The following is a 26,898-nucleotide window of genomic DNA, read 5'->3' as shown; positions in this document are numbered from 1 at the left end:
GCGGAAGGGCCCCCGTGAAGAGAACTCAGGCGTTGCCGTCGAACAGGCTGGTGACCGAGCCGTCCTCGAACACCTGCTGGATCGCCTCCGCCAGCAGCGGCGCGATCGACAGGACCGTCAGGTTCGGGAACCGCTTCTCCGGCGCGATCGGCAGCGAGTTCGTGACGATGACCTCGCGCGCCTTGCAATTGGACAGCCGCTCGGTCGCCGGGTCGGACAGGATGCCGTGCGTGGTCGCGATGACGACGTCCGCGGCGCCCTCGGCGAGCAGCGCGTCGGTGGCCTTCACGATCGTGCCGCCGGTGTCGATCATGTCGTCCACCAGGATGCACAGCTTGCCCTCGACCTGGCCGACGACCCGGTTGGCCACCGCCTGGTTCGGCTTGTCGGGGTCACGCGTCTTGTGGATGAACGCGATCGGCCGGTCGCCCAGCTGCGCGGCCCACTTCTCGGCCAGCCGCACGCGGCCGGAGTCCGGCGAAACCACGGCGATGTCGGCGTCGCCGTAGGTCTTCTTGATGTGATCGGCCAGCAGGGTCTGCGCGAACAGGTGGTCCACCGGTCCGTCGAAGAAGCCCTGGATCTGTGCGGTGTGCAGGTCGACCGTCATGATCCGGTCGGCGCCCGCGGTCTTGAACAGGTCGGCGATCAGCCGGGCCGAGATCGGCTCACGGCCCTTGTGCTTCTTGTCCTGCCGCGCGTACGGGTAGAACGGCATGACCACGGTGATGCGCTTGGCGCTGGCGCGCTTCAGCGCGTCCACCATGATCAGCTGCTCCATCACCCACTCGTTGATGGGCGTGGTGTGGCTCTGGATGACGAAGGCGTCCGTGCCTCGGACCGATTCCTCGAAGCGCACGAACAGCTCGCCGTTGGCGAACGTGTGCGCCGTCTGCGGGGTGATCGTCACGTTGAGGTGCTGCGCGACCTCCTCCGCGAGTTCCCGGTGTGCGCGGCCGGAGAAGAGCATCAGGTTCTTCTTCGGCGTGCCGGACTTAGGACTCATCAGACGACTCCCGCTCGGTCTCTTCCTTGTTTTCCTGGGCGGCGAGCGCGGCTTCCGCCGCTTCCGCCGCTGGGGTACCCGGCCTGCGCCGGGGCACCCAGCCTTCAATATTGCGCTGTGGTCCAGTCGACACCGCCAGCGCCCCCGGCGGGACGTTCCGCCTGATCACAGTGCCAGCGCCCGAGTACGCACCGTCACCAACGGTGACCGGCGCGACGAACATGTTGTCCGACCCGGTCTTGACATGCGAACCGATGGTGGTGTGGTGCTTGCGCACACCGTCGTAGTTGACGAACACGCTGGACGCGCCGATGTTGCTGTACTCGCCGATCGTCGCGTCCCCGACGTAGGTCAGGTGCGGCACCTTCGTGCCGGTGCCGATGTCGGCGTTCTTGGTCTCGACGAATGTGCCGATCTTGCCCTTGTCGCCGAGCTTGGTGCCCGGCCGCAGGTAGGCGAACGGGCCGACGCTCGCGCCCGCGCCGATCTCGGAGTCGTAGCCGTGCGCGCGGACCACCTGGGCGCCGGCGCCGACCGTGACACCGGTGAGCGTGGTGTCCGGCCCGATCACCGCGCCCTCGCCGACCTTCGTGCCGCCCTTGAGCTGCACGCCCGGCTCGATCACGACGTCACGGGCCAGTTCGACGTCCACGTCCAGCCACACCGACGCCGGGTCGACGACGGTGACCCCCTCGCGCTGCCAGCGCTGCACGAGGCGGCGGTTCAGCTCGGCGCCGATCGCGGCGAGCTGGACGCGGTCGTTGACGCCCTCGGTCAGCCACGGGTCGTCCACCACCAGCGCGCCCACGCCGCGGCCGTCGCCGCGGGCGATCGCCAGCACGTCGGTGAGGTACAGCTCGCCCTGGGCGTTGTCGGTGGACAGCCGGGTCAGCGCGTCGGCCAGCACGGCCGCGTCGAACGCGTAGACACCGGAGTTGATCTCGTCGATCTCCAGCTGCTCCGGCGTCGCGTCCTTCTGCTCGACGATCGCGGTGACCGCGCCGGCCGCGTCGCGCACGATCCGGCCGTAACCGGTCGGGTCGGCGACCACGGAGGTGAGAACCGTGACCGCGTGGCCGTTCTCGCGGTGCTCGGCCAGCAGCGCGGCCATGGTCTCGGTGTCCAGCAACGGGACGTCGCCGTAGCTGACGAGAACCGTGCCCGGAAGCCCTTCCGGCAGAACGGACAAGGCGCACGAAACGGCGTCGCCGGTGCCGTTCTGCTTCTCCTGCACCGCGGTCGCGACGGGCCGCCCGAGCGCCTGGCCGACCTTGCCGAGGTGCTCGGCGACGGCCTCCCGGCCGTGCCCGACGACGACGACCAGGTGGTCCGGCGAAAGCCCGGCTGCGGCCCGGACGGCGTGCTCGACCAGCGGCCTCCCGGCCAGCGGGTGCAGCACCTTCGGGGTGTTCGAACGCATCCGGGTGCCCTCGCCCGCGGCGAGGATGACAGTGCTCAGCGGGCCGGTCACGGCACTCCCAACGAATACGGGACGGGTGGTGGCGGGGCCCGATCCTACGTGTCCTGCCTGGCAGCCGGCTGTGGGTCGCCCTCGGAGCCGGGTTCCGCCTCTGCGATAAGGGACTCGCCCGCCGTCGACTGGGCCGTCGCGACCTGGTTCCCGCCACCGCGTTTCGCCTGGTACATCGCGGCGTCGGCGCGGGCGAGCACCTGGTCGGCCCGCTCCTGCGGGCGCAGCGACACCAGCCCCACCGACAGGGTGACCCCGTGTGACAGGTGGTGGGGCAGCGAGTCGACCGCGGTGACCGCCCGGCCCAGCGCCTGCTTGGCCGCGGACACCGGCGCGCCGGGCAGCAGCGCGACGAACTCGTCCCCGCCGTAGCGGGCCACGATGTCGTCACCGCGCAACGCGTCGCGCAGCGTCGAGGCGACCACGCGCAGCACGTCGTCGCCCTCGGCGTGCGAGTGCTGGTCGTTGACGCCCTTGAATCCGTCCAGGTCGATCAGCGCGACCGCGAGCGGCTGGGCCGTGGTCGAGGCGGACAGCGTGCGCAGGTGCTCGTCCAGCGCTCGGCGGTTGGGCAGGCCGGTCAGCGGGTCCTGCAGCGCCTGCTGGCTGATCGCGCCGTGCTGCGCGGAGAGCCGCTCGTGCTCGCGGCGCGTGTCCAGGGTCGCCAGCTGCGACTCCCGCATGTGCCACAGCTCGACCTCCAACGCGTCCGAGTACTCCGCCAGCGCCCGCGACGACTCGCTGTCGGCGTCGCTGTCGAGCCGCGCGATCTCCCGCATCAGGTGCAGGTTCATCGACGGCATCGAGTTGTCCTCGGCGAGGGTGAGCTTGGTGGCGTGCAGCGCCTTCAGCGCGTCCTCGTGCTGGCCCGCCTGCTCCAGGCAGCGGGCCAGCGCGATCGTGACGATGACCTGCTCGTGCGGGTAGCCCGGCTCGATCAGCAGCCGCCGCAGCCGGTCCACGTGCGCGGGCTCCGGCGCGGCCAGCGCGAGGGCGGCCGCCAGCACGCCGACCTGGTCGACCGCGGCCACGCCGATCTTCCGCGGGAACAGCGACTCGGCGAACGGCGCCTCGACCGCGACGGCCATCGAGGCGGCCGTGCTGAACTTCGCGGCCGCCTCCTCGTGCCGCGCGACCCGCTCCAGCCGCAGGCCCCAGCCCAGCAGCATCTTGATGCGGTTCATCAGCTGCAGCGTGATCTCGTGCGGGCCCGCGGTCTCCCGGATGGCCTGGTGGGCCCTGGCGATGACCTCCTCGGCCGCCTCGTACACGCCCAGCTGGTTGAGCACGATCCAGCAGTCCAGCAGCGCGCTGGACTGGGCCTTGGCCCACTCCCGGCGCGACATGTGCATGTCCGGGGTGTTCGAATCGTCCAGGATCGCCAGCGCGCGGGCGATCTCGGTCAGTGCCGCGTCCTCCTGCTTGGCCAGCACCAGGCGGCGGCCGCGCAGCGCGTGGGCGTCGGCGCGGAACAAGGCGAGGCCGTGGCGGCGGGTGTGGGCCAGCATCTCGTCGAGCAGGGGCTCCGCCTCGGCGGCGAGACCGCGGGTGACGAGCCTGCCCAGCGACGCCGCGCGGAGGAGCTGGGAGACCAGGAGCGGCTCACCCCGGCGCTGGGCCTCGTCGAGGAGCTCGTCCATCGTGCGGACGATGTCGAGCTGCTCACCGTGCTCCGTGTGCTGCACGGCGGCGATCAGTTCCCGGGCGCGCCCGGCCAGCCAGGCATCGGAGAGCTCGGCCAGTGCCGGCCGCCTGGTCTTCGGTCTGCTCTCGCCTTGCAGCGTGGCGCACCCCCTTCGGGCACGTCGGGGTAGGGCACGGCAGCTCCGCCGCCAGGACTCGAACCTGAACTATCAGAACCAAAATCTGAGGTGCTGCCAATTACACCACGGCGGATCGTGCCTGGTCAGGATAGCGACGTCGAAGAACGGCGCCAGGGCAGGGGTTGTGTCCGCGTTTCAGCGTCTCCCCAGCGGGGCAAACCTCCTGTACCGTAACTTACGGCAACGTAGGTAAGGCAGACCTTTGTCAGGTTTTCCCAGGTAGGAAGAAGTGTTGCGCATGACATCCACTCAGGTCATGGAACCACCCAAGGCCAAGGGGCCGAAGCCGGTCACCGACGGGCAGCGGGGGCCCGGCGTCCAGTTCTCCGTCTACCTGGGCGTGATCCTGCCGCTGCTCGCGCTCATCGTGTCCGTGCCGTTCGCCTGGGGATGGGGCTTGAGCTGGGTGGACGTCGGCCTGTTCATCGGCTTCTACGTCATCAGCGGTCTGGGGATCACGGTTTCGTACCACCGGTACTTCACGCACGGCTCGTTCAAGGCCAAGCCGTGGCTGCGCGTCGCGCTGGCCATCGCGGGCAGCATGGCGGTGCAGGGCCCGGTCATCACCTGGGTCGCCGACCACCGCCGCCACCACGCCTTCTCCGACCGCGACGGCGACCCGCACTCGCCGTGGGCGTTCGGCACCTCGCCGCTGGCCATCGCCAAGGGCTTCTGGCACGCGCACATGGGCTGGCTGTTCGAGCGCGACAAGAGCAACGCCGAGCGGTTCGCCCCGGACCTGCTGAAGGACCCGGCGATCAAGAAGGTCGACGACCTGTTCTGGCTGTGGACCCTGCTCACCCTGGTCCTGCCCGCCCTGCTCGGCGGCCTGATCACCTGGTCGTTCTGGGGTGCGGTCACCGCATTCTTCTGGGCCGGGCTGGTCCGGGTGTGCGTGCTGCACCACGTGACGTGGTCGGTCAACTCGGTGTGCCACATGATCGGTGAGCGGCCGTTCGCCGCGCGCGACAAGTCGGCCAACTTCTGGCCGCTGGCGATCCTGTCCTTCGGCGAGTCCTGGCACAACCTGCACCACGCCGACCCGACCTCGGCGCGGCACGGTGTCAAGCGCGGCCAGATCGACATCTCGGCCCGCGTGATCTGGGCCTTCGAGAAGCTCGGGTGGGTGCACAACGTGCGCTGGCCCACCCCGCAGCGCCTGGCGCGTCTGTCGTCGGAATAGTCTTTCCGGGTGGCGGGACGACGTCGAGCGAAACGTGAGGCCACCGGGGTGCGGCCTCCGGGGCCGGTGCCCCGCGTCCGGATGACGGGCGCGGAACGCCGGCAGCAACTGCTCGACGTCGCCCGCAAGCTCTTCGCCGAAAAGGGCTTCGACGGCACCTCCATCGAGGAGATCGCCCACCGGGCGAACGTCTCCAAGCCCGTGGTCTACGAGCACTTCGGCGGCAAGGAAGGCATCTACGCCGTCGTCGTCGACCGCGAGACCCAGTCCCTGCTCGACCGCATGGTGTCCACTTTGCACGGTGGGCACCCCAGGGCGATGCTCGAGCAGGCGGCCAGCGCGCTGCTGGCCTACGTCGAGGAGTCGCACGACGGCTTCCGCATCCTCGTCCGCGACTCGCCGGTGGCCAGCGCATCCGGCACGTTCTCCACGCTGCTCAACGACATCGCGATGCAGGTCGAGCACATCCTGGCGCAGCAGTTCGACGCACGCGGGTACGACGACAAGCTCGCGCCGCTCTACGCCCAGGCGCTGGTCGGGATGGTCGCATTGACCGGGCAGTGGTGGCTCGACGCCCGCCGCCCCAAGCGCGACGAGGTGGCCGCGCACCTGGTCAACCTGGCCTGGAACGGGCTCTCGCACCTGGAGCACAAGCCCAAACTGCGCCTGAACTGACCGGATTCCCGCTACACTGCGCCACGAGTCGACAGCACGGCGTTGGGGGCGGTGTGGTGAGTGGGGGCCGGCTCCGGCTGAGTGTGCTCGGTCCGCTCCGCGAGTGGCGCGGCGATCAGCCCCTCGAACTCGGCCCGGTCCGGCAGAAGGCCCTGCTCGGCGCGCTCGTGCTGCGCCCGGACGTGGTGGTCGGCGCCGGTGAGCTCCTCGACGACGTGTGGGGCCTCGAACCGCCGGGCACCGGGCGCCGCGTGGTGCCGGTCTACGTCCACCGGTTGCGCAAGTGCCTGCGCGCGGGTGACGACGAGCCCGCGGACGCCGTGATCGCCCGCGACAGCAGCGGCTACCGGTTCGTCGGCGCCGCCGCCGAGGTGGACGCCGTCACCCTGGACCGGATCGCGGCCGAGGCCGCGGCCGCCGCGCGCGCCGGTGACCTCGCCGGTCGCGGTGCGCGCCGCCACGGACGCGCTGGACCTGTTCGACGGTGAGCCGCTCACCGGGCTGCCCGGCCCCTTCCTCGACGGGCACCGGCTGCGGCTCACCGAATGCCGCATCGCGCTGCGGCTCGGGAAGGCCGGGTGGCAGCTGCGCCTGGGACGGCACGGCGAGGTGATCGACGAGCTGTCGGCGCTCGCCGGCGTTCATCCGCACCACGAAGAGCTGGCCGCGCTGCTGATGCGCGCGCTCTACGCGGCGGGACGGCGGGCGGACGCGCTGGCCGTGTTCGCCGGGCTGCGCCGCCGCCTCGTCGACGACCTCGGCGTCGAGCCGGGCGCCGAACCGCGCCGGGTGCAGCAGGCGGTGCTGCGTGGGGACGACTCCGCGCTCGGTGTCACGCGCAAACGCCCGCCCCGCAACGAGTTGCCCGCGGACAGCGGCGAACTCGCCGGTCGAGCGGAAGAACTGGCGCGGCTCGTCGAACCGGGCGACCCGGAGCTGGTGACCGTCATCGCGGTCGACGGCGTCGCCGGCGCGGGCAAGAGCGCGCTCGCCCTCCGCGCCGCGCACGTGCTGCGCCCCGGCTTCCCGGACGGCTGCCTGCACCTGGACCTGCACGGGCACACCGAGGGGCACGAGCCGCTGCGCCCGGCGCACGCGCTGGCCCGGCTGTTGCGGGCGATCGGCGTCGGCACCGGGCCGATCGGGCCGGACGTGGACGAGCTCGCCGCGACCTGGCGGTCGGCGACCGCGTCGTCGCGGCTGCTGCTGGTGCTCGACGACGCGAAGAGCGCCGAGCAGGTGCGGCCGCTGCTGCCTTCCGGCGCGGGCAGTACGGTGCTGGTGCCGAGCAGGCAGCGGCTGACCGGGTTGCCCGCCGACCGCCGGGTGTCGCTCGACGTGCTCGACGCCGTTGCCGCGGAAGGACTCCTGCGCCGGGTCGTCGGCGCCGAGCGGGTCGGCCGGGAGCCCGGTGCGGCACGTGAGCTGGTCCGGTTGTGCGGCGGGTTGCCGCCGGCGCTGCGGATCGCGGGCGCCCGGATGCAGAACCGTCCGATGTGGACCTTCGAGTACCTGGTGGGGCGGCTCGCCGACGACGAGCGCAGGCTGGGCGAGCTCACCGCGGAGGACCACCGCTACGACGAGTGCCGCGCGGCGCTGGAGATCGCGCTCCCGCTCGCCGAGCAGTGCTCCGGCCGGCGGATGCGGTCCGCGCTGCGGTTCGGGTTCGGGGTCGCGGAGGGGATGCGGGGCCACTACGAGCGGTGCCGTCCGTGGCTGCACGAGGCGCTGCGGATCAGCAGGCAGGCCGGCGACCGACGGGAGGAGGCCCGCGCGCTCGGCGGCCTCGGCACGCTCGCGATGGCGTGCGGCGACACCGGCGAGGCGCTCGCCCTGCTGCACGAGGCGCACGAGCTGGGGCGACGGCTGGACGACCCGTTCCTGTGCGGGATGACGATCGCCAACCTCGGCCTGACCCACCTGCGGCTCGGCCGGTTCGACGAGGCCCGCGCCTGCCTGGATCAGGCGGTCGCGTTCGGCGAGGAGATCGGGCGGCCGCGGGCGGTGGCGATGGCGCTGGGCAGCCTGGGGAAGTTCCACCTGGCGGTCGGGCGGCATGCGGACGCCGTGGGCGCGTTGCGCCGGGCCGCCGGCGCGGCCGAGGAGGCAGGAGACATCGCGTTGACCGCCGACTGCCTGTCGATGTGGGGCGCGGCCGAGTCCGGGCTCGGCAACGCGGCGGCGGCGCTGGAGCTGCAGCGGCGCGCGTTCGCGCTGGTCACCGGGCGGACCCGGCCGCGGCTGGAGCTGGAGATCCGCAACCGGCTGGGCGCGAGCCTGCTCGCGGTCGCGGACGTGTCAGCGGCGCGGGAGCAGTTCGAGGTGGTGCTGGCCAGGACGTCGGGCGACCACGCGGAACGGGCGCGGGCCGGCGCTGGCCTGGTGGCGTGCGAGGCGCCGGGCCGCTGATCAGGCGGCGTGGCCGGGCAGAGCCGTCTCCTTGCGCAGCGCCCGCAGGATGTCCAGCTCGCGCTCGATGTCGCGCCGCTTGGCCTCCAGGCGCTCGGCCTGCTGGGCGAGCAGCTCCTCCAGCACCCCTGTGCGCTCCTCGGGCGGGGCTTCCAGGCAGGGGAGCAGTTCGTTGATCGTGGCGCTGCACAGGCCGGCGGCGAACAGGTGCTGGATCAGGACGACCCGCTCGACCATCGAGCTGTCGAAGTCGCGCCACCCGCCGGCGGTGCGGGACGAGCGGATGAGCCCCTGTTCCTCGTAGTACCGCAGGGACCGCGTGCTGACCCCGGTGGCTTCCGCCAGCTCACCGATGCGCATGAGTCCTCCTCCAGGCCGTCCGCCGCTCCCCATTCTTGCAATTGACACCGGTGTGAAGTTTCACGATGTGCGGTGCAGGCACCAGCCAACTCCGTGAAAGGACTTCCGTGCACTGGTTCTACCTCGGCGTCGCCGTTCTCTTCGAGATCACGGTCGCCATCTCCGCAGGCAGGGCCCAGGGCTTCACCCGGCCCGCCTGGACCGCGGCCACGCTGGTCAGCGGGGGCATCGCCACCTACCTCCTCAGCCTGGCGCTGCTGACCTTCGACGTCGGCGTCGGCTACGCGATCTGGACCTCCGTCGCAGGCGTTGGGATCGTCGTCCTCGGCGTCGTCCTGTTCGGTCAGCGCCTCGACTGGCGCAAGGTGCTCGGCATCGCCGCCGTCATCGCCGGCGTGGTCGGCCTCCAGCTGAGCGGAGCCGCGTGATGGCGCGCCGCACGTCCACCGCACCCGCTACCGCCTGGCCCGTCCTCCTGCTCGCCGGCGCCTTCGAGGTCGGCTACGCCCTGTCCGTCGGCGGCAGCCAGGGTTTCACCGTGCTCTCCTGGTCGCTCGTCGCGGTCGTCTTCTTCCTGCTCACGCTCTTCGCGCTCAGCCTCGCCCTGCGCGCCATCGACGTGGGCATCGGATACGCGATCTGGGCCGGCATCGGCGCCGCCGGAGCCGCCGTGCTCGGCCGGTGTTCTTCGACGAGACCCTCACCCCGGCCAAGGCGCTGTGGCTCACGGTGATCGCTGACTCAGACGGTTCCCATTCCGAACGGACTCCCCACCGACCGCGACGCCGGTCCCTTCGACCCGCCCACCGGGTTCACCCGCTGCGCGAGTCCCGCCCGGTCTGGCCGCTGGTCTTCCCCGACGGCCACGAGGGCTGGCTGGTCACCGGCTACGACGAGGTCCGCCAGGTGCTGGCCGACACCCGGTTCGGCTCCCGCCTCGACCTCGACATCATCCACGTGCCGTACCCGGCCCCGGGCATGCCGGCGCAGACCGAGCCGTCCCCGCAGACGCCCGGCCTGTTCATCTCGATGGACCCGCCGGACCACACCCGGCTGCGGCGCAGGCTCACCGGCGCGTTCACGGTCAAGCGGATGAAGCAGCTGGAAGAGCACATCAACGACATCGCCGAGCGGCAGCTGGACGAGATGGCGCGGCTCACCCCGCCGGTCGACCTGGTCAAGGAGTTCGCGCTGCCGGTGCCGTCGCTGGTGATCTGCGAGCTGCTCGGGGGCCCGTACGAGGGCCGGGAAACGTTCCAGCGCAACGCCGCGCGGTTCATGCTCAAGGACATCGAGCTGGAGGAGAAGATCGCCGTCGTCGGCGCGCTCAACGGGTACCTGGCCGAGCTGGTCACCCGCAAGCGCGCCGAGCCCGGCGAGGACATCCTGTCCGACCCGCCCGCCAGGACGACCTCCGCATCGAGGAACTGACCGGCATCGCCTTCCTGCTGCTGCTCGCCGGGCACGAGACCACGGCGAACATGCTGGGGCTGGGCACCTTCGCGCTGCTGGAGCACCCCGAGCAGATGGCCGAACTGCGTGCGAACCCGGAGCTGGTGCAGGGCGCGGTCGAGGAACTCCTGCGCTACCTGACCGTCGCCGATGTCTTCTACCGCTACGCCACCGAGGACGTCGAAGTCGGCAGCGAGACGATCCCCAAAGGATCCACCGTCGTCGTCTCGCTGCTGGCCGCCAACCGCGACCCCCGCCGCTTCGACGAGCCGGACGTGCACCGCCACGCCCGCGGGCACATGGCCTTCGGCCACGACGTCCACCGGTGCCTCGGCCAGCAGCTGGCCCGGCTGGAGATGCGCGCCGCGTTCGCCGGCCTGCTGCGCCGCTTTTCGGACCTCCGGCTCGCCATCCCGGCGGACGAGGTGCGGCCGCGGACCGACATGAACATCTACGGCGTGCACGAACTGCCGGTCACCTGGTGAACTCGGCGATCAGTTTCCGGTAGGTGTCGAAGGCGGGTTTGGCGGTGTAGTCGTCCCGCAGCAGGCCGAACTGGTGGAACAGGCCGGGGTTCGCGCTGTCCGCGTCGCGCAGGGCGAAGTGGGTGTAGCAGCTCACGCCCGCCCCCGCGGCGGCGCGGACGACGGCCTCCACCACCTCGGCCTTCCGCTCGGCGGAGCGCCCGGGGCCGGTCGGCCAGCCGTGCTCGGTGATGTGCAGCGGGACGTCGCGGAACCCAGCCGGCGCGAGGACGTTCTCGCGGTGGTGGCGCAGCAGACCGGCCACCGCCGCGGGCAGATCCGCCCGGTCGACCGGCTGGAAGACGTCCGGGAAGAAGTCCAGGCACACGTAGTCCACCTGGCGGACGAACTCCGCGCCGCCCGCCTCGGCGCGGTCGGCGATGAACGACGCGCCCGGCCCGAACAGCGGGGTGGTGTTGAAGCCGACCCGCAGATCGTGCCCGAGTTCGGCCGCCCGCTCCGTGGCCGCGGCGACCCCGGCCACGATCGCTTCGACCACGCGCGGCTAGTAGCCGTAGAGCGTCGGGTTGCCCGGCACGTTCGGCTCCTCCGCGATCCACTCCGCCGCGGCCAGCGCCTCCACGACGTCGTACAGCGTGCCCCGGTTGATGGCGCCCGCGCTGCGGGCACGCAGCTCCGTGAACACCTGATACGGCTGCACCGGCGACTCCAAACCGCCCCAAGGTTCCGCCCGCGAACCCCGTCGTTAGGGTCTGGACCAGCCGTGGACGGGAGGGGTATGAGCGACCAGGGAACCGACGAGGGTTACGCCAGGGGCCTGAAGAACCGCCAGATCAGCATGATGGCGATCGGCGGCGCCATCGGGACGGGCCTGTTCCTCGGGGCGGGCGCGGCGATCGAGACGTCCGGGCCGGCGCTGATCGCCTCCTACGCCGTCGCGGGCGTGGTCATCTTCCTGATCATGCGCGCGCTCGGCGAGCTGCTGATGTACCGGCCGGTGTCGCGCAGTTTCGTCGACTACGCCGAGGAGTTCGTCGGCCGCTTCGCCGGGTTCGCCACCGGCTGGGTCTACTGGCTGATGTGGGTGGTCACCGCGATGGCCGAGATCACCGCGGCCGGGATCTACGTGCAGTACTGGTTCCCGGACATCCCGCAGTGGGTCACCGCTGCGGTCGTGCTCGGGCTGTTGTTCCTGGCCAACCTGATCTCGGTCAAGGTCTTCGGCGAGTTCGAGTTCTGGTTCTCGATGATCAAGGTGGTGACGATCGTCGGGGCGATCGTGCTCGGCCTCGCGGTCATCGTGTTCGGCATCGGGCCCGCCGGGGAGCACGCGACGTTCGCGCACCTGGTCAGCGATGGCGGGTTCCTGCCGCACGGCGCGGGCAGCGCGCTGCTGGCGCTGCAGAGCGTCATGTTCGCCTACCTCGGCGTCGAGCTGATCGGGCTGACCGCGGGCGAGGCGGAGAACCCGCGGGTCGTGCTGCCGAAGGCGATCAACAGCGTCATGGTGCGGATCGGGGTGTTCTACGTCGGCGCACTGGTGGTGCTGCTGTCGCTGGTGCCGTGGACCGAGTTCCACGACGGCGAGAGCCCGTTCGTGCGGGCCTTCGACGCGGTCGGCATCCACGGCGCCGCCGGGATCATCCAGTTCGTCGTGCTGACCGCGGCGCTGTCGTCGTGCAACTCGGGCATCTACTCGACCGGCCGGATGCTGCGCACCCTCGCCGTGCACCGGTCCGCGCCCGCCGCGTTCGGCAAGCTGTCGAAGCGGCAGGTGCCCGCGGCGAGCATCACGGCGTCGGCGATCGTCATGGCGGCCGGCATCCTGGTCAACGCGGTCGTGCCGGAGAAGGCGTTCGCCTACATCACCAGCGTCGCCACCGTCGGGGTGCTGTGGACCTGGGGCGTGATCGTGGTGTGCCAGCTGGTCTACCGCCGCCGCAGCGACAGCGGCGAGCTGCCCGCGTCGGAGTTCCGCATGCCGGGCGCGCCGTGGACCGGGTACCTCGCGCTGGCGTTCCTCGCGCTCGTCGTGGTGCTGCTCGGGTTCGGCGAGGACACCCGGGTGGCCCTCTACGTCACGCCGATCGTGGCGGTGGTCATCGGGGTGGGCTACCTGCTGAGCAACCGGCCGGCGCGCGTCAGGCAGCGGGCGTGATGCGCAGGAGCTTGTCGTCGTCGCCGTCCGACGTGGTCACGTACAAGGCGCCGTCCGGGCCGGTGCGCACCGCGCGCAGCCGGCCGTACGTGTCGTCGAACTCGGCCGGCAGGTAGACCTCGGTGACCGCGCCCGCCTGGTCCACCGTGAACATCAGCATCTTCTGGCCCTTGAGCGCGACCACGGCGAGCCTGCCGTCCAGCGCGCCCCACTGCGGCCCGGACACGAAAGCCGCGCCGCAGATCGCCTCGGTGATGTCCCCGGAGGTCCACAGTGGCCGGACGGCGTCCGGGAACCGCTGCAGGTCCGTCATCGGCACGTCCTCGTCGTAGGAGTCGACGGTGCCGCCCCGCGACGGGTCCCAGCCGTAGTTGCCGCCGGGGCGGATGAGGTTGATCTCGTCGTCGAACGTCGGCCCGTGCTCTGCCGTGAAGATCTGCCCGGTGCCCGGCCGCACCGCCACGCCCTGGATGTTGCGGTGCCCGTAGCTGTAGATCCGCTGCTCGTTCGGGTCGGCCGAGGAGATGAACGGGTTGTCCGGCAGCGGTGCGCCGGTGTTCAGGTCGATGCGCAGCACCTTGCCGCCGAGGCTGTGGCGGTCCTGCGAGACGTCCGGCCGCGCGGTGTCGCCGGTGCCGACGAGCAGCGCCCCGTCCGCCGCGATCTCCGGGCGGCACCCGGAGTGGCGGCCGCTCTGGTTGACCGGCAGCCCGGTCAGCAGGTCCCGCACCTTCGCCGCGCTGCGCTCGTCCGCCGACAGCGTCCAGGTGACCAGCCGGATGTCGGCCGCGCGGCCGACATCCTGGTGCGTCTGGCAGGTGGTGAACTGCCTGGTGGCGGCGAAGTCCGGGTGCACGACCATCCCCATCAGACCGCCCTCGCCACGCGCCCACACATCGGAGAAGTCGGCCTGGACCTGGGTGACCGCGGTGCCGCGGACCAGCGCGAGCCGCCCCGGCCGCTGCGTGACGAGCATCGAACCGCCGGGCAGGAACCCGACGTCCCAGCCGTGCTGCAGCCCCCCGGTCACGACGTCCACCTTCAGCGCGAGGCTCTGCCCGTTGACCGTGGTGGGCGCGGCGACCGTGGTCGGGGTCGACGGCAGGTCCTGGGCGGGCGAAGACGAGCAAGCCGTGACGGCGAGGACGGCGAGCAGTACGGCCCCGATGCGGCGCATGGGGTCATTGTGCCGGTTGTCCGGTGAAGTCCGGGTCTTGATCGCGGGTTTCGGTGCGGTAGATCGTCAGGCCGCGCCGCTGGTAGTTGGCCAGCGCGGCGGGCTGCCCGTCGAGCGTGCAGGTGTGCACCCACACCCGCCTGATCGGCTCCGCGCCCGGCCGGCGCTCCGGCAGGTCCCAGGCCCGCCGCAGCGCCACCGTCAGCAGGTGCCCGCCGATCCCGCGGCCGGTGAACGCGGGCAGCAGCCCGAAGTAGGCCAGTTCCACCTCGCCCGGCTTGGTGCCGTCCAGTTCGGCGAACCCGGCCGGCGTGCCGCGCACGTACGCCACCCAGGTCTCGTAGCCGGGCTGCGCCAGCAGGTCCAGCCACCGCTGGCGGTCCCAGCCGAGGCGGTCGGTCCACTGCCAGTCGCCGCCGACGGTGGTGTAGAGGAAGCGGTTGAACTCCGGGCTCGGCACCTCGGCGCGGGTGATGGCGACCGGCTCGCCCGGCGCGGCGGATGGCCGGATCGCGGCCGGGTCCGTCTGCTCCAGGTACCAGGTGGTGATCTCCATGTGCCGATCGTCCCACCACGATCTCCTGCTGGAGGGGGAGAACGTGCGGCCGCGATGCCGAGGTGGCCGGGCGGTGGCGTTCCTAGCGACGGAGACATGTCCATCACCAGGGAATTCCTCCGGGCCCCCGCGCACACCGGCGCGATCGCGGCCAGCTCCCGGCGCCTGGCGGCGGCCATGGTCGCCGCGATCGGCGTGGAACGGGCGGCGCACGTCGTCGAACTCGGGCCTGGCACCGGGGTGTTCACCGAAGCCCTGCTCGCCCGGCTGCGTCCCGGCGCGCGGCTGACGGCGGTCGAGGTCAATCCGCGGCTGGCTGATGCGCTCGCGCGGCGGCACGAGGGCGTCGAGGTGATCACCGGGTCGGCCGAGCACCTGGCCCGGCACGTGCGCACGGCGGACGTGGTCGTGTCCGGGTTGCCGTGGGCGCTGTTCCCGCGCGCCCGGCAGGAGCGCGTCCTCGACCAGGTCGGCGAGGTCGTCGCGCCGGGCGGGCGGTTCGCGACCTCCGCCTACCCGCACGCCGCGTGGCTGCCCGCCGCCAGGCGGTTCGAGGCCGCGCTGGCCCGGCGGTTCGGGTTCGTCGGCCGCAGCCGGGTGGTGTGGGCAACCTGCCGCCCGCCTGCGTGCACCGAGCGGCCGTGACGCCGTGATCGACGCCATCGCCACCCTCCCGCCCGCGCTGGTCTACCTGGTCGCGGCGGCGGTGATCGCCGCGGAAACCGCGCTGCTGCCCGGGATCGTGCTGCCGACGTTGTCGACGCTGCTGCTCGTCGGCTTCCTCGCCGGGCAGGGCACGGTGGACCTGTGGCTGGCGATGGCGGTCGTCGCGGCCGCGGCCGTGTTCGGCGACCAGCTGTCCTACCTGGAGGGGCGCAGGCTGGGGCGGCGGATCAGGTCCGCCCGCTGGCGCCGGGTCGAATCGCGGATCCTGCGGTATGGGGTGGTGGCGGTGTTCGCGGCGCGGTTCCTCGCCGGGGCGCGGACGCTGACGCCGCGGGTGGCCGGCGCGGCGGCGGTGCCGTCTCCAGGCGCAGCTCCGACACCGTCACGTCGACCGCGGTGGCGAACGTGGTGATCGCGGTGAGCAGCCGCATCTCGCCCCGCGAGGTGCGCAGGACGAGCGGCACGGCGAACCCGAGGTGGTCGGCGTCCAGGTTCGGCGGCCCGGGCAGGTAGCCCTCCAGCTCGGCGAGCAGTTCGGCGTGGCGGGGGTGCGGGGCCTTGGCGTGTTCCTGCCGCGGCCGCTCCAGCACGTGGCGCGCCCAGTCGTCGAAGTTCCCGATGCGCGGCGCCATCCCGCGCGGGTGCAGGGCCAGGCGCAGCACGTTGACCGGCGGTTCGAGCAGCTCGGGCGCGGCGCCCTCGGTGAGGACCTCGGCGGCCTTGTTGGTCGCGACCAGGTCGCTGAACCGGTCCACCACGATCGCCGGGTACGGCTCGTGCCCGGCGAGGAGCCGCTCCAGCGCGTCGAGCACCGGCCGCAGCGCCGGATCGGACAGGTCGGTCTCCGGGTAGGTCGGGGCGTACCCGGCGCTGAGCAGCAGCGCGTTGCGTTCGCGCAGCGGCAGCTGCAGCGACTCGGCCACGCGCACGACCATGCCGCGCCCCGGCGCCGACCGGCCGCTCTCCATGAAGCTGACGTGCCGCTGGGTGGTGCCCGCGCGGAGGGCGAGTTCGAGCTGGGACAGGCGCCGCCGGGTGCGCCAGTCCTTGAGGGCACTTCCGAAAGCCGTCGTCACCCCGCATGCTTACTACCGGGGGTGCGTCGCCCGCCATTCCCGGCGGGGAATGACCGACTGGAGGTGCCGGGTGCCCGAGCGGTTCACCGACGAAGAGCTGGCCTTCCTCCGGTTCGCGCGGTTCGGCGAGCTGCCGCCGCGCGTGCTGCCCGACGACCTGGTGGAGGTCGTGGAGACCGAGCAGCCCGACCTGCCCGTGCGGCAGGCGTTCGAGATCGGCCCAGGCGGCCCCGCCTGACCGTCCCGACTGCAGAACTCGCGCCCTTCCCGGGCGCGAGTTCTGCGGTCGCGGGATTCCCTGGCGGTAATTGCCGCGAGCACGCCCGGGCGACAGCGTGAGCGCATGCAGATCGGACTACTCCTGCCCGCCGGGCAGGCCCAGCTCGCGGCCGGCGGCTCGGTCACCGACATCGTGGACATCGCCGTGCGCGCCGAGCGCCTCGGCTTCGACTCGGTCTGGGCGGGCGACTCGCTGTCGCGCGCCAGGGTCGAGCCGCTGACCCTGCTCACCGCCGTCGCGCAGGCCACCGAAACCGTGCGGCTCGGCACCGCGACCCTCATCCCCGCCTACCGCCACCCCGCGCAGGCCGCCCTCACGATCTCCTCCCTCGACCTCGTCTCCGGCGGGCGGCTGATCATCGGCGTCGGCGCCGGGTTCCCCGGCCGCAGCGAGCACGAGTTCGACCTGGTCGGCGTGAACTTCAAGACCCGCTTCTCGTACCTCGACGACACCGTGACGCTGTGGAAGCAGCTGTGGACCGGCCACCCGGAGTCCTTCCACGGCAAGGTCCTGCACTACGACTGGCTGCCCGAGGTGCCGCGCCCCGCCCAGCCCGGCGGCCCGCCGGTGTGGCTCGGCGGCATCACCCCGGCCGCGCTGCGCCGCGCCGGTCAGCTGTACGACGGCTGGATGCCGTACCCGCCCGACCCGGCCGACTACGCGAGCGGCCTGGCCACCATCCGTGAGCAGGGCCGCGACGTCACGCCCGCCCTCTTCGCGACCGTCCACCTCGGCGGGGGAACGGCGGCGCTGGAGGAGTACTGCCAGACCACCTACCAGGCGCCACTCGACTGGGTGGGAAAGATCCAGGTGATGATCACCGGCGGCCCGGACGAGGTGATCGCCCAGCTCAGGCGCTTCGCCGAGGCCGGCGCCCGGCACATCCTGCTGCGCATCGCGGCGCTCGATCCGCGGGTCATCGACGACCAGCTCGCGGGACTCGCCGAAATTTTGTCGCCCCTGCGACGTACCCTGGAACACGAGAGCCCCTGATCCCTCCGCCAGCCCGGGCAGGGGTGTGCCCGCGTGCTCCAGGGAGATCGTTTTCGTGTCCGACCCGCAGTTGTCCGGCCTGCTCTCCGCCGTCCTGCCCGACCCCGCCCTGCGCGCGGTGATCGAGCGGGCCGGCGCGCCCCTGCTGGAGCTCTCCGGCGCCACGGCCACCCGCCAGCTGGTGGTCGCCGCGCTGGCGTCCGACGCCGGGGCGGGCCGCCCGGTGCTGGCCGTCACCGCCACCGGCCGCGAGGCCGAGGAGCTGACGGCCGCGCTCGCGAGCCTGATCGGCGCCGACGCGGTGGCCGACTTCCCGTCCTGGGAGACGCTGCCGCACGAACGGCTGTCCCCGCGCGCGGACACCGTCGGCCGCCGCCTGGACGTGCTGCACCGCCTGCACACCGACCGCGCCCCGCGCGTGGTGGTGGCCACGGTCCGCAGCCTGATCCAGCCGATGGCGCCGGGGCTGGGCAGCCTCGCGCCGGTCGAACTGCGCGTCGGCGAGGAGGAGGAGTTCGAGCCGCTGCTGGAGCGGCTCGTCGAGCTGGCCTACACGCGCGTGGACATGGTCGAGAAGCGCGGCGAGTTCGCCGTCCGCGGCGGCATCCTGGACATCTTCCCGCCGACGGCCGACCACCCGTACCGCGTCGAGTTCTGGGGCGACGAGGTCAGCGAGGTCCGCGCGTTCGCGGTGTCGGACCAGCGGTCGCTGCCCGGCGAGCTGTCCTCCGTCCACGCCCCGCCGTGCCGGGAGCTGCTGCTCACGCCGGACGTGAAGGCCCGCGCCGGCGAGCTGGCCGAGCAGTACGAGGCCGACGCGCAGCTCGCCGAGATGCTCACCAAGCTGGCGGGCGGCATCCCGGTCGAGGGCATGGAGGCCCTCATCCCGGTGCTGTGCGAGGGCGAGCTGGAGCTGCTGACCGACGCGATGCCGGAAGGCACGCACGTCGTGCTGGCCGACCCGGAGAAGATCCGCGCCCGCGCGGCCGACCTGGTGCGTACCGGCCAGGAGTTCCTCGAAGCGTCGTGGATGTCCGCGGCCGGCGGCGGGCAGGCGCCGATCGACCTGGGCGCGTCGGCGTACCGCAACCTGGAAGAGGTCGCCAAGCACGCCGGCGAGACCGGCCGTCCGTGGTGGACGCTGTCACAGCTGACCAGCGAGGACGCCGATGTCATCCGGATCGGCGTGGAGGCCTCGCCCGCCTACCGCGGTGACCTGGAGCGCGCGGTCACCGACCTGCGGGCGCACCTGGCCGCGGACGGCACCGCGGTGCTCGTGGTGGCCGGGCACGGCACCGCCGCCCGGGCGGTGGAGCAGCTGTCCACCGCCGGGATTTCCGCGACCCACGCGGCGGACGGCCTGCTCGACCAGCCCGCGCCGGGCATCGTCACGGTCGCCTGCGGTGGTCTCGCCGAGGGGTTCGTCGCGCCCGAGCTGCGGCTGGTCGTGCTCACCGAAGCCGACCTGACCGGCCGCGGCGCCACCGCCGGCTCGGCGACGCGCGACCTGGGCACGAAGATGCCCTCCCGCCGCCGCAACGCGGTCGACCCGCTGGCGCTCAGGCCCGGCGACTACGTGGTGCACGACCAGCACGGCATCGGCCGGTTCGTGGAGATGGTGCAGCGCACCGTCGGCGGCGCCACCCGCGAGTACCTGGTGCTGGAGTACGCCTCGTCCAAGCGCGGTCACCCCGGCGACCGGTTGTACGTGCCGAGCGACCAGCTCGACGAGGTGTCCCGCTACGTCGGCGGCGAGCTGCCCACGCTGAACAAGCTGGGCGGCTCGGACTGGAAGAACACGAAGGCCAAGGCGCGCAAGGCGGTCAAGGAGATCGCGGCCGAGCTGGTGCAGCTCTACGCGGCCCGCCAGGCGTCGCCGGGGCACGCGTTCGGCGCGGACACGCCGTGGCAGCGGGAACTGGAGGACGCGTTCCCGTTCACCGAGACCAATGACCAGCTCGCCGCGATCGACGAGGTCAAGGCGGACATGGAGCGCGGCGTGCCGATGGACCGCGTCATCTGCGGTGACGTCGGCTACGGCAAGACCGAGATCGCCGTGCGCGCGGCGTTCAAGGCGGTGCAGGACGGCAAGCAGGTCGCGGTGCTGGTGCCGACCACCCTGCTGGCGCAGCAGCACCTCAACACGTTCGCCGGCCGGATGGCGTCGTTCCCGGTGACCATCAAGGGCCTGTCCCGGTTCACCGACAAGATCGAGGCGGAGGCGACGCTGGCCGGCCTCGCCGACGGCACCGTCGACATCGTGATCGGCACGCACCGCCTGCTGCAGACCGGCATCCGCTACAAGGACCTCGGCCTGGTCATCGTCGACGAGGAGCAGCGGTTCGGCGTCGAGCACAAGGAGCACATCAAGGCGCTGCGCACGCACGTCGACGTGCTGACCATGTCGGCCACGCCGATCCCGCGCACGCTGGAGATGTCGCTCGCCGGCATCCGTGAGATGTCCACGATCCTGACCCCGCCGGAGGACCGGCACCCGATCCTGACCTACGTCGGCGCGTACGACGACAAGCAGGTCGCCGCCGCCATCCGGCGCGAGCTGCTGCGCGACGGCCAGGTGTTCTACGTGCACAACCGGGTGTCCTCGATCGAGAAGGCGGCGCGCCGGATCCGCGAGCTGGTGCCCGAGGCGCGGGTGGTCACCGCGCACGGCCAGATGAACGAGGAGAAGCTCGAAAAGATCATCCAGGGCTTCTGGGAGCGCGAGTACGACGTGCTGGTCTGCACCACGATCGTGGAGACCGGCCTGGACATCTCGAACGCGAACACGCTGATCGTCGAGCGCGGCGATCTGCTCGGGCTTGCGCAGCTGCACCAGCTGCGCGGCCGCGTCGGGCGCGGGCGGGAGCGCGGCTACGCGTACTTCCTGTACCCGCCGGAGAACCCGCTGACCGAGACCGCGCACGACCGGCTCGCGACGATCGCGCAGAACACCGAGCTGGGCGCGGGCATGGCGGTCGCGATGAAGGACCTGGAGATCCGCGGCGCCGGGAACATCCTCGGCGCCGAGCAGTCCGGGCACATCGCGGGCGTCGGGTTCGACCTGTACGTGCGGCTGGTCGGCGAGGCGGTCGACGTGTTCCGCCGCAGCGCCGGCGAGGCGCCCGCCGAGGAGGAGGAGCTGCGCGAGGTCCGCGTCGATCTGCCGGTGGACGCGCACATCCCGCACGACTACGTCCCCGGCGAGCGGCTGCGCCTGGAGGCCTACCGCAAGATCGCGGCCGCCGTGGACGACGACGAGCTGCGCGCGGTCGAGGAGGAGCTGATCGACCGCTACGGCCAGCCGCCCGCTCCGGTGCAGCGGCTGCTCGCGGTGGCGCGGTTCCGGCACGTCTGCCGCTCGGCGGGCGTCACCGAGGTGTCCGCACAGGGCAACAACATCCGCTTCGCGCCGCTGGAGCTGATGGACTCGCAGATGGTGCGGCTGAAGCGGCTGTACCCGAAGGCGAACTACAAGGCCGCGATGCGGATGGTGACGGTGCCGAAGCCGACCGAAGGCCCGGCGGGCGGCCGCATGGGCGCGCCCGCGCTGCGTGACGACGCCTTGCTGGACTGGTGCACCAAGCTCCTGGTCAACTTGACCAAGAAACCCGCCCCCGTCGGTTAGGAGACGCCGTGGTCACGCGGAACGAAGAGAAGAGCCGCTACGAAATCTTCGTCGAGGACAAGCTGGGCGGGTTCGCCGAGTACCGCGAGCGCGGCGACAACGTGATCTTCACGCACACCGAGATCGACGACGCGTTCGCCGGCCGGGGCCTCGGCTCGAAGCTCGCCAAGGGGGCCATCGCGGACGTGGTGGAGCGCGGCAAGACCATCGTGCCGCTGTGCCCGTTCATCGCGGCGTACCTGCGCAAGCACCCCGAGCACGACGCGCACGTGCGGTGGCCGCAGGGGCAGTGAGGTTCGCCCGTTCGGGTCCGATATGAGAGGGTACGCGGTGTGATGCGGATCATGGGTCGCTCCCGGTCGCTGCTCGCCGCGCTCGCCGCCTGCTTGCTGCTCGTCGGCTGCGGGTCCGGGCCGAGGCAGGTGGGTTCCGCGGTGATCTTCAGCGACCGCGAGGTCACCGTGGACCAGGTGCAGGACCTGCTGGACGAGGCCGTGCGCGAGCACCCGGCCGCGCAGCAGCTGTCCCAGCAGCACAAGCTGGACCTGCTCGGCCGCGAGATCGTGCGCCAGCTGGTGGTCCACGACGTCCTCACGCGCGCCGCCCAGCGGGAGGGGCTGGCCGTCGACCCGCGGCTGCTCGACCAGTTCCTCGCCGCCGACCCGCTCGCCGACCCGGTCGACACCGCCGGGGCGGACCCTTCGCAGCTGGCGCAGCAGATCGCCAACCGGGTGCGCGACCACCGCGAGGTGATCACCGACAGCCTGCTGCTGCAGGCGCTGGGACAGAAGTACCTCGACCGCATGTCGGTCACGTTCGACTACACGTCGGTGTCCTCCGACATCGGCGGCGACCAGCCGCTGGACCGGCGGGAGCGCGCGATCGCCAAGGCCGAGGAGATGGCGCAGAGCCCGACGGCCGCCGCCGAGGTCATCCGGGCCGACGCGGCCGCGGGGGAGCGCACGAGCACCGGCGAGGTGGTGCCTGCCGCGCAGGCCCCGGACCTCGCCACGCTGGTCCTGTTCGGGGTGCGGCCCGGCACGGTGGTCGCGTTCCAGCCGAGCCAGGAGCAGGCGGTGTGGATCGTCGCGATCGTGCGGGAGCGGAACCTGAACGCGCCGTCGTCGGGTGAGCAGGTCACGCAGCCGTCGGCGGCGCAGCTCGCGGCTATCGGCCAGCGGCTGCTCCAGCCGTACGTCGAGGAGGCCGGCGTTCGCATCAACCCGCGCTACGGCGTGTGGGATCCTGTGGCCATGAACCTCGCTCCGAGCAGCGCCGAGACCACCGGCGCCGTCGTGCCGGTGAAGGGCGCCGCACAGCCGTGACGGTCGTGCTCCTGCCCTACCCGGACGCCGGGATCCCGCCGGCCGCCGTGCCGTTCCTGCGTAGCGCGCACGCCGTGTACGCGTCCGGGATCGACGGTGAGCTGGCCGACCTGCTGGGCGCGAAGCCGGCGCCGGACGATCTGGCCGCCGAGCCGGGCCCGGTGGTGCTGTTCGCCGCGGACGCCGCGGATCCCGCGGTGGAGGCCCTGGTGCGGGCCGGTTCGCGGGTGATCGCCCAGCCCTCCGGCGCGGGTCTGGTCGAGGCCGCGAAGGTGATGGACCGGCTGCGCTCCCCGGGCGGGTGCCCGTGGGACGCCGAGCAGACCCACGACTCGCTGCGGCAGTACCTGGTCGAGGAGACCTACGAGCTGCTGGACGCGATCGAGGAGGGCGACCGCGCCGCGCTGCGCGAGGAGCTGGGCGACGTGCTGCTCCAGGTGCTCTTCCACGCGCGGGTGGCCGCCGAGGACGCCAAGGACCCGTTCGACGTGGACGCGGTGGCGTCCGCTCTGGTCGCGAAGCTGGTCGGGCGGCACCCGCACGTGTTCACCGACGCCGAGCGCGTGCACACCGCGGCGCACCAGCAGGTGCGCTGGGAGGAGCTGAAGCAGGCCGAGAAGCGTCGCGAGTCCAGTGTGGACGGTGTGGCGCTCGGGCAGCCCGCGGTGGCGCTGGCGGGGAAGCTGGGGCAGCGCACCGGCCGCGCCGGCCTGCCCGCGGACCTGTTCCCCGGTGGCGATTCGCCCGCCGAGCAGCTGTTCCGGCTGGCCGCCTCCGCGCGGCGGTCAGGGGTCGACCCGGAGGGCGAGCTGCGCGCGGTGGCGAAGCGGTTCGCGGCGGACGTGCGGGCGGCGGAGAAGGCGGCCAGGGCGGCCGGCCTGGACCCGGCGGCGATGGACGCCGACGCGTGGCGGGCCCACTGGCCTCAGGCGAACAGCGATTCGCCCCAGTAGCCGGTCTCGGTCACGCCGGGCGGAACCGCGAACAGCGCCGAGCCGGTGTGTTCGACGTACTCCATCATCGAGTCCTTCGCCGACAACGCCTTCTGCATCGGCACGAACTGGGTGCGCGGGTCGCGGTTGAAGCAGATGAAGAACAGGCCCGCTTCGAGGTGCCCGACGCCGTCGGAGCCGTCGACGAAGTTGTAGCCGCGGCGCAGGATCCGGGCGCCGTTCAGGTTCTCCGCCGACGCCAGCCGGATGTGGGCGTCCGTGGCGATCAGCGGTTCGCCGTCCGCGCCGCCGACGTGCAGGTCGACCGGGTCGAACTCGGCGGACTGTCCGAGCGGCGCCCCGGTGCCCTTCGCGCGGCCGACGATGCGCTCCTGCTCGTCCAGCGACGTCCGGTCCCACGTCTCGATGTGCATGCGGATGCGCCGCGCGACCAGGTAGCTGCCGCCAGCCATCCAGTCCGGGCCGTCGCCCGGCGCCACCCACACGTGCTGCGCCAGCGCGGCCGGGTCCTCGGCCTTGAGGTTGTTCGTCCCGTCCTTGAAGCCGAACAGGTTCCGCGGCGTCACCTGCGACGTCGACGTCGAGGCGCTGCGCCCGAACCCGAGCTGCGACCAGCGCACCTCGGTGGTGCCGAACCCGATCCGCACCAGGTTGCGCACCGCGTGCACGGCGACCTGCGGGTCGTTCGCGCACGCCTGGATGCAGAGATCACCGCCGCTCCGGGCCGGGTCCAGGTTGTCCTTGGGGAACGCGGGCAGGTCGGCCAGCGCGGCCGGCCGCTTGCCCGCGAGCCCGAAGCGGTCGTCGAACAGTGACGGGCCGAACCCGATCGTCAGGGTCAGCGACGCCGCGGGCAGGTCGAGCGCCTCGCCGGTGTCGCCCGGCGGCGCGGCACCCGCACCGCCCACCGCGCCACCCTGGACCACTTCCTGCCCGGCGGTCATCCGGCGGGCGGCGTCGGTCCACTTGCGCAGCAACGAAACCAGCTTCGCCCGGTCCTTCGTCGTCACGTCGAGCGCGGCGAAGTGCAGGTGTTCCTGCGCGGGGGTGACGATCCCGGCCTGGTGCTCGCCGTGGAACGGCACGATCTCCGGTGCAGCCTGCGCTTCCGGGGCCGACAGCGCGTGATCGATCCCGGCGCCGGCCGCCGCGCCGGCTCCGGCGAGGGCGACGCCGGCACCTGCGATCCCCAGCAGCCGACGGCGGGACACCTGCGTCATTGCGCGACAACCTCCGCGGTCCTGCTCAGCGGTTCGCTCAGCGCGTCCACGGCCGAGGCGAACTCGCGGATCTGGTCCTGGGACAGCTCGGTGTAGTACTTGAACCCGTCGCCCGCGCGCTGCGCGTCGAGCAGGGTCTGGACGTTCTTGAACTGGGCGTCCACTTCGGACACCAACTGCGGGTCGCGTTCGGCCAGCACGGGCCGCAGCGCCTGGATCGCGGCCTCGGAGCCGTCCAGGTTGGCCTGGAAGTCCCACAGGTCGGTGTGCGAGAAGATCTCCTCCTCGCCGGTGATCTTGCCGGTGGCGACCTCGTCGAGCAGTTCCTTGGCGCCGTTGGCCAGGTCGAGCGGCGTGAGCTGGATGGCCTTCGCCTGCGTCACCAGGGTGGTCACGTCGGCGACGAGCTTGTCGGCGACCTGCGCGGTGTCGTCCTGCAGCCCGGTGACCCACAGGTCCTTCTCCAGCCGGTGGAAGCCGGTGAACTGCTGACCCTCTTCGAGGTCGGCCTCGCGGACGTCGATGGCCGGGTCGAGGTCGCCGAACTTCTCCGCGACCGGCTCGATTCGCTCGTAGTACACGCGGGTCGGCGCGTAGCGGGCCTTGGCGTCGTCGACGTTGCCGGACTTGACGGCATCGGCGAACTTCCGCGTCTCGGTCAGCAGCGCGTCGCTCTGGCTGGCCACGTAGGTGGCGTAGCTCTTGGTGGCGTCGCCCAGCTTGGTGTTCGCGTCGGCCTGGCGCGCGGCGCCACCGGTGACGGTGAACGCGCCGCGGATGCCGTCCCCGGTCATGCCCGGCTTGCACGCGGTCTGGTAGGCGCCGGCATCCGGCACCTCGACGGTCAGCTTCCGGGTCAGCCCCGGTGCGATGTTCTCGACCTCGCCCATGATCCGGTCGCCCTCGGCGTAGAGGTAGAACTCGGTGACCTTGGTGCCCTTGTTGGTCACCTCGAACGTCACGTTGCCCGCGTTCGCGGTCGTCGCCGACACGGTGCACGCGCTGTCGGTGGCCTCGACGGTGATCGGGCCGCCCGCCGCGGCGTTCTGGTCACCGCCGGAGCAGGCGGACAGCACGAGCAGCGCGGCGAGTCCCGCGGCGGCGAGTGGGGTCTTGCGCAAGGTCACTCCTTGGAACCGGCCACCACGGGGGTGGTCCTGTCTGCGGGCCGCCGCAGGAACAGCGGCAGCACGATCACGACGTAGGCGATCCAGGCGATGGCCTGGAGCACGGTCGTCTGCTGCGAGTAGTTGAAGACGCCCTTGAGCAGCGCGCCGTACCACGAGGTCTCCGGGATGGCGGCGGACGCGTCGAAGGCGAGGGTGTGCAGGCCGGGCAGGAAACCGGCTTCCTGCAGGTCGTGCAGGCCGTAGCCGAGGACACCGGCGGCGACGAACACCAGCAGCACGCCGGTGATCGTGAAGAACTTGCCGAGGTCGAAGCGGATGGCGCCGCGGTAGAGGCCGTAGGCGATCGCGACGGCGATGGCGATGCCGACGGCGAACCCGATCAACGGCTGCGTGGTGCCGCCCTGCGCGGTCTGCACGGCGGCGTAGAAGAAGACAGCGGTCTCCAGCCCTTCCCGCCCGACGGCGAGGAAGGACAGCAGCAGGACCGCGAGCGGCCCGACCGCGAGCGCCTCGTCCATCTTGCCGCGCAGTTCGGCCGCGATGCTCTTCGACGCCTTGCGCATCCAGAAGATCATCGCGGTGACGAACCCGACGGCCACGATCGACAGGCTCCCGCCCAGCAGTTCCTGTTGCTCGAACGACAACTGGGCGGTGGTGAAGGTCAGGATCGCACCGACACCGATCGAGAGGATCACGGCCGCGGCGATGCCCGGCCAGACCCAGCGCAGCGCCGATCGCCTGCCGGTCTTCACCAGGAAGGCGACCAGGATGCTCACGACGAGGGCGGCCTCCAGGCCTTCCCGGAGGCCGATGAGCAGGCTCGAGAACAACACGGCGGCCTCCCTGGACGCATCGGACGGCTTAGGTTTAGGTAA

The 26,898-nt window shown here is 72.1% G+C and carries 26 protein-coding genes, 1 tRNA gene and 2 pseudogenes; 16 read left to right on the top strand and 13 right to left on the bottom strand.

The window, feature by feature from the left end:
• Positions 1 to 25: 25 nt before the first annotated feature.
• The 4 genes from AMETH_RS29895 to AMETH_RS29880 form a co-directional block, all read right to left on the bottom strand.
• Positions 26 to 1,006 carry a ribose-phosphate diphosphokinase gene (locus AMETH_RS29895; RefSeq protein ID WP_017984896.1) on the bottom strand — a complete coding sequence of 327 codons (981 nt, stop codon included), beginning with the start codon at positions 1,004 to 1,006 and terminating at the stop codon, positions 26 to 28.
• A complete protein-coding gene (glmU, locus tag AMETH_RS29890; RefSeq protein WP_017984895.1) occupies positions 996 to 2,477 on the bottom strand; it encodes a bifunctional UDP-N-acetylglucosamine diphosphorylase/glucosamine-1-phosphate N-acetyltransferase GlmU in 1,482 nt (493 codons plus the stop codon). The genes AMETH_RS29895 and glmU overlap by 11 nt, the downstream gene beginning before the upstream one ends.
• Positions 2,478 to 2,521: 44 nt before the next feature.
• Positions 2,522 to 4,162: a GGDEF domain-containing protein gene (locus tag AMETH_RS29885; RefSeq protein WP_017984894.1), complete on the bottom strand. Its 1,641-nt coding sequence runs from the start codon at positions 4,160 to 4,162 to the stop codon at positions 2,522 to 2,524.
• Between the two features lie 139 nt (positions 4,163 to 4,301).
• Positions 4,302 to 4,373: transfer RNA gene (locus AMETH_RS29880), tRNA-Gln, on the bottom strand.
• Positions 4,374 to 4,556: 183 nt separating this feature from the next.
• Here AMETH_RS29880 and AMETH_RS29875 point away from each other — a divergent pair.
• From AMETH_RS29875 to AMETH_RS40970, 4 genes are all read left to right on the top strand, one after another.
• Entirely contained in the window at positions 4,557 to 5,483 is a 927-nt protein-coding gene (locus AMETH_RS29875; RefSeq protein WP_017984893.1) for an acyl-CoA desaturase, read from the top strand.
• Between the two features lie 81 nt (positions 5,484 to 5,564).
• Entirely contained in the window at positions 5,565 to 6,158 is a 594-nt protein-coding gene (locus AMETH_RS29870) for a TetR/AcrR family transcriptional regulator (protein WP_017984892.1), read from the top strand.
• Positions 6,159 to 6,241: 83 nt separating this feature from the next.
• The gene (locus AMETH_RS40975; RefSeq protein ID WP_223842972.1) at positions 6,242 to 6,646 is read left to right on the top strand and encodes an AfsR/SARP family transcriptional regulator; all 405 of its coding nucleotides are present in this window, start codon (positions 6,242 to 6,244) and stop codon (positions 6,644 to 6,646) included.
• Entirely contained in the window at positions 6,588 to 8,567 is a 1,980-nt protein-coding gene (locus AMETH_RS40970; protein WP_017984891.1) for a BTAD domain-containing putative transcriptional regulator, read from the top strand. The genes AMETH_RS40975 and AMETH_RS40970 overlap by 59 nt, the downstream gene beginning before the upstream one ends.
• Here AMETH_RS40970 and AMETH_RS29860 read toward each other — a convergent pair whose 3' ends face one another.
• On the bottom strand, positions 8,568 to 8,927 hold the full coding sequence (locus tag AMETH_RS29860; RefSeq protein ID WP_017984890.1) for a MerR family transcriptional regulator: 360 nt from the start codon (positions 8,925 to 8,927) through the stop codon (positions 8,568 to 8,570).
• Positions 8,928 to 9,034: 107 nt separating this feature from the next.
• Between AMETH_RS29860 and AMETH_RS29855 the strand changes: the two genes are divergently transcribed.
• From AMETH_RS29855 to AMETH_RS29845, 3 genes and pseudogenes are all read left to right on the top strand, one after another.
• Positions 9,035 to 9,355, top strand: a complete 321-nt coding sequence (locus AMETH_RS29855; protein ID WP_017984889.1) for a DMT family transporter — start codon at positions 9,035 to 9,037, stop codon at positions 9,353 to 9,355.
• Positions 9,355 to 9,660 carry a DMT family transporter gene (locus tag AMETH_RS29850; RefSeq protein ID WP_223842971.1) on the top strand — a complete coding sequence of 102 codons (306 nt, stop codon included), beginning with the start codon at positions 9,355 to 9,357 and terminating at the stop codon, positions 9,658 to 9,660. The genes AMETH_RS29855 and AMETH_RS29850 overlap by 1 nt, the downstream gene beginning before the upstream one ends.
• Before the next feature lie 3 nt (positions 9,661 to 9,663).
• Positions 9,664 to 10,864: pseudogene (locus AMETH_RS29845) on the top strand (cytochrome P450).
• Here AMETH_RS29845 and AMETH_RS29840 read toward each other — a convergent pair.
• Complete coding sequence (locus AMETH_RS29840; protein WP_017984888.1) at positions 10,854 to 11,402, bottom strand: hypothetical protein; 549 nt, start codon at positions 11,400 to 11,402, stop codon at positions 10,854 to 10,856. The pseudogene AMETH_RS29845 and the gene AMETH_RS29840 sit on opposite strands and share 11 nt — an antisense overlap.
• Before the next feature lie 6 nt (positions 11,403 to 11,408).
• Positions 11,409 to 11,564 carry a hypothetical protein gene (locus AMETH_RS38860; RefSeq protein ID WP_209436824.1) on the bottom strand — a complete coding sequence of 52 codons (156 nt, stop codon included), beginning with the start codon at positions 11,562 to 11,564 and terminating at the stop codon, positions 11,409 to 11,411.
• Positions 11,565 to 11,642: 78 nt separating this feature from the next.
• On the opposite strand from AMETH_RS38860, the gene AMETH_RS29835 reads away from it, so the two are divergent.
• Positions 11,643 to 13,022: an amino acid permease gene (locus AMETH_RS29835; RefSeq protein WP_017984886.1), complete on the top strand. Its 1,380-nt coding sequence runs from the start codon at positions 11,643 to 11,645 to the stop codon at positions 13,020 to 13,022.
• On the opposite strand, the gene AMETH_RS29830 is transcribed toward AMETH_RS29835, so the two are convergent.
• Both AMETH_RS29830 and AMETH_RS29825 read right to left on the bottom strand, forming a co-directional pair.
• Positions 13,006 to 14,199: a PQQ-dependent sugar dehydrogenase gene (locus AMETH_RS29830; RefSeq protein ID WP_017984885.1), complete on the bottom strand. Its 1,194-nt coding sequence runs from the start codon at positions 14,197 to 14,199 to the stop codon at positions 13,006 to 13,008. The genes AMETH_RS29835 and AMETH_RS29830 overlap by 17 nt on opposite strands.
• 4 nt (positions 14,200 to 14,203) lie before the next feature.
• Positions 14,204 to 14,755 (bottom strand): GNAT family N-acetyltransferase, encoded by a 552-nt coding sequence (locus tag AMETH_RS29825; RefSeq protein ID WP_017984884.1) that lies wholly within the window; start codon positions 14,753 to 14,755, stop codon positions 14,204 to 14,206.
• Between the two features lie 96 nt (positions 14,756 to 14,851).
• Here AMETH_RS29825 and AMETH_RS29820 point away from each other — a divergent pair, with 96 nt between their 5' ends.
• Entirely contained in the window at positions 14,852 to 15,400 is a 549-nt protein-coding gene (locus AMETH_RS29820) for a class I SAM-dependent methyltransferase (RefSeq protein ID WP_017984883.1), read from the top strand.
• Positions 15,401 to 15,404: 4 nt separating this feature from the next.
• Positions 15,405 to 15,719: pseudogene (locus AMETH_RS42270) on the top strand (DedA family protein); the annotation flags it as partial.
• Here AMETH_RS42270 and AMETH_RS29815 read toward each other — a convergent pair.
• Positions 15,649 to 16,497, bottom strand: a complete 849-nt coding sequence (locus AMETH_RS29815; protein ID WP_038532513.1) for a helix-turn-helix transcriptional regulator — start codon at positions 16,495 to 16,497, stop codon at positions 15,649 to 15,651. The pseudogene AMETH_RS42270 and the gene AMETH_RS29815 overlap by 71 nt on opposite strands.
• Positions 16,498 to 16,546: 49 nt before the next feature.
• On the opposite strand from AMETH_RS29815, the gene AMETH_RS38285 reads away from it, so the two are divergent.
• The 6 genes from AMETH_RS38285 to AMETH_RS29790 all read left to right on the top strand — a co-directional run bounded on the left by AMETH_RS38285 (position 16,547) and on the right by AMETH_RS29790 (position 23,673).
• A complete protein-coding gene (locus tag AMETH_RS38285; RefSeq protein ID WP_156131737.1) occupies positions 16,547 to 16,735 on the top strand; it encodes a hypothetical protein in 189 nt (62 codons plus the stop codon).
• Positions 16,736 to 16,840: 105 nt separating this feature from the next.
• Positions 16,841 to 17,770, top strand: a complete 930-nt coding sequence (locus AMETH_RS29810) for an LLM class flavin-dependent oxidoreductase (RefSeq protein ID WP_017984880.1) — start codon at positions 16,841 to 16,843, stop codon at positions 17,768 to 17,770.
• Between the two features lie 55 nt (positions 17,771 to 17,825).
• Positions 17,826 to 21,395, top strand: coding sequence for a transcription-repair coupling factor (gene mfd / locus AMETH_RS29805; protein WP_020486742.1), 3,570 nt, complete (start codon positions 17,826 to 17,828; stop codon positions 21,393 to 21,395).
• 8 nt (positions 21,396 to 21,403) lie between these two features.
• Complete coding sequence (locus tag AMETH_RS29800; protein ID WP_017984878.1) at positions 21,404 to 21,688, top strand: GNAT family N-acetyltransferase; 285 nt, start codon at positions 21,404 to 21,406, stop codon at positions 21,686 to 21,688.
• Between the two features lie 51 nt (positions 21,689 to 21,739).
• Complete coding sequence (locus AMETH_RS29795; protein WP_223842970.1) at positions 21,740 to 22,720, top strand: hypothetical protein; 981 nt, start codon at positions 21,740 to 21,742, stop codon at positions 22,718 to 22,720.
• Positions 22,717 to 23,673, top strand: coding sequence for a nucleoside triphosphate pyrophosphohydrolase (locus tag AMETH_RS29790; protein WP_017984876.1), 957 nt, complete (start codon positions 22,717 to 22,719; stop codon positions 23,671 to 23,673). The genes AMETH_RS29795 and AMETH_RS29790 overlap by 4 nt, the downstream gene beginning before the upstream one ends.
• On the opposite strand, the gene efeB is transcribed toward AMETH_RS29790, so the two are convergent.
• The 3 genes from efeB to efeU are packed head-to-tail and all read right to left on the bottom strand — an operon-like array spanning position 23,646 to position 26,856.
• Positions 23,646 to 24,893, bottom strand: a complete 1,248-nt coding sequence (gene efeB / locus AMETH_RS29785; RefSeq protein WP_017984875.1) for an iron uptake transporter deferrochelatase/peroxidase subunit — start codon at positions 24,891 to 24,893, stop codon at positions 23,646 to 23,648. The two genes, AMETH_RS29790 and efeB, sit on opposite strands and share 28 nt — an antisense overlap.
• Positions 24,890 to 26,020, bottom strand: coding sequence for an iron uptake system protein EfeO (gene efeO / locus AMETH_RS29780; protein ID WP_017984874.1), 1,131 nt, complete (start codon positions 26,018 to 26,020; stop codon positions 24,890 to 24,892). The genes efeB and efeO overlap by 4 nt, the downstream gene beginning before the upstream one ends.
• Positions 26,017 to 26,856, bottom strand: coding sequence for an iron uptake transporter permease EfeU (gene efeU, locus AMETH_RS29775; protein WP_017984873.1), 840 nt, complete (start codon positions 26,854 to 26,856; stop codon positions 26,017 to 26,019). Before efeU ends, efeO begins: the two co-directional genes overlap by 4 nt.
• Between the last annotated feature and the right edge of the window lie 42 nt (positions 26,857 to 26,898).

Origin of the sequence: Amycolatopsis methanolica 239, from assembly GCF_000739085.1 — a bacterium.
Classification (GTDB): domain Bacteria; phylum Actinomycetota; class Actinomycetes; order Mycobacteriales; family Pseudonocardiaceae; genus Amycolatopsis_E; species Amycolatopsis_E methanolica.
This window is presented reverse-complemented; position numbering and strand designations above follow the sequence as displayed.

Coding starts and splice junctions, on each gene's coding strand:
- AMETH_RS29860 (WP_017984890.1), bottom strand. CDS start 8,927: ATGCGCATCGGTGAGCTGGCGGAAGCCACCGGGGTCAGCACGCGGTCC.
- AMETH_RS29850 (WP_223842971.1), top strand. CDS start 9,355: ATGGCGCGCCGCACGTCCACCGCACCCGCTACCGCCTGGCCCGTCCTC.
- AMETH_RS29820 (WP_017984883.1), top strand. CDS start 14,852: ATGTCCATCACCAGGGAATTCCTCCGGGCCCCCGCGCACACCGGCGCG.
- AMETH_RS29895 (WP_017984896.1), bottom strand. CDS start 1,006: ATGAGTCCTAAGTCCGGCACGCCGAAGAAGAACCTGATGCTCTTCTCC.
- AMETH_RS29870 (WP_017984892.1), top strand. CDS start 5,565: ATGACGGGCGCGGAACGCCGGCAGCAACTGCTCGACGTCGCCCGCAAG.
- AMETH_RS29835 (WP_017984886.1), top strand. CDS start 11,643: ATGAGCGACCAGGGAACCGACGAGGGTTACGCCAGGGGCCTGAAGAAC.
- efeB (WP_017984875.1), bottom strand. CDS start 24,893: ATGACGCAGGTGTCCCGCCGTCGGCTGCTGGGGATCGCAGGTGCCGGC.
- AMETH_RS38285 (WP_156131737.1), top strand. CDS start 16,547: ATGACCGACTGGAGGTGCCGGGTGCCCGAGCGGTTCACCGACGAAGAG.
- AMETH_RS29795 (WP_223842970.1), top strand. CDS start 21,740: ATGGGTCGCTCCCGGTCGCTGCTCGCCGCGCTCGCCGCCTGCTTGCTG.
- AMETH_RS29830 (WP_017984885.1), bottom strand. CDS start 14,199: ATGCGCCGCATCGGGGCCGTACTGCTCGCCGTCCTCGCCGTCACGGCT.
- AMETH_RS29810 (WP_017984880.1), top strand. CDS start 16,841: ATGCAGATCGGACTACTCCTGCCCGCCGGGCAGGCCCAGCTCGCGGCC.
- AMETH_RS29875 (WP_017984893.1), top strand. CDS start 4,557: ATGGAACCACCCAAGGCCAAGGGGCCGAAGCCGGTCACCGACGGGCAG.
- AMETH_RS29825 (WP_017984884.1), bottom strand. CDS start 14,755: ATGGAGATCACCACCTGGTACCTGGAGCAGACGGACCCGGCCGCGATC.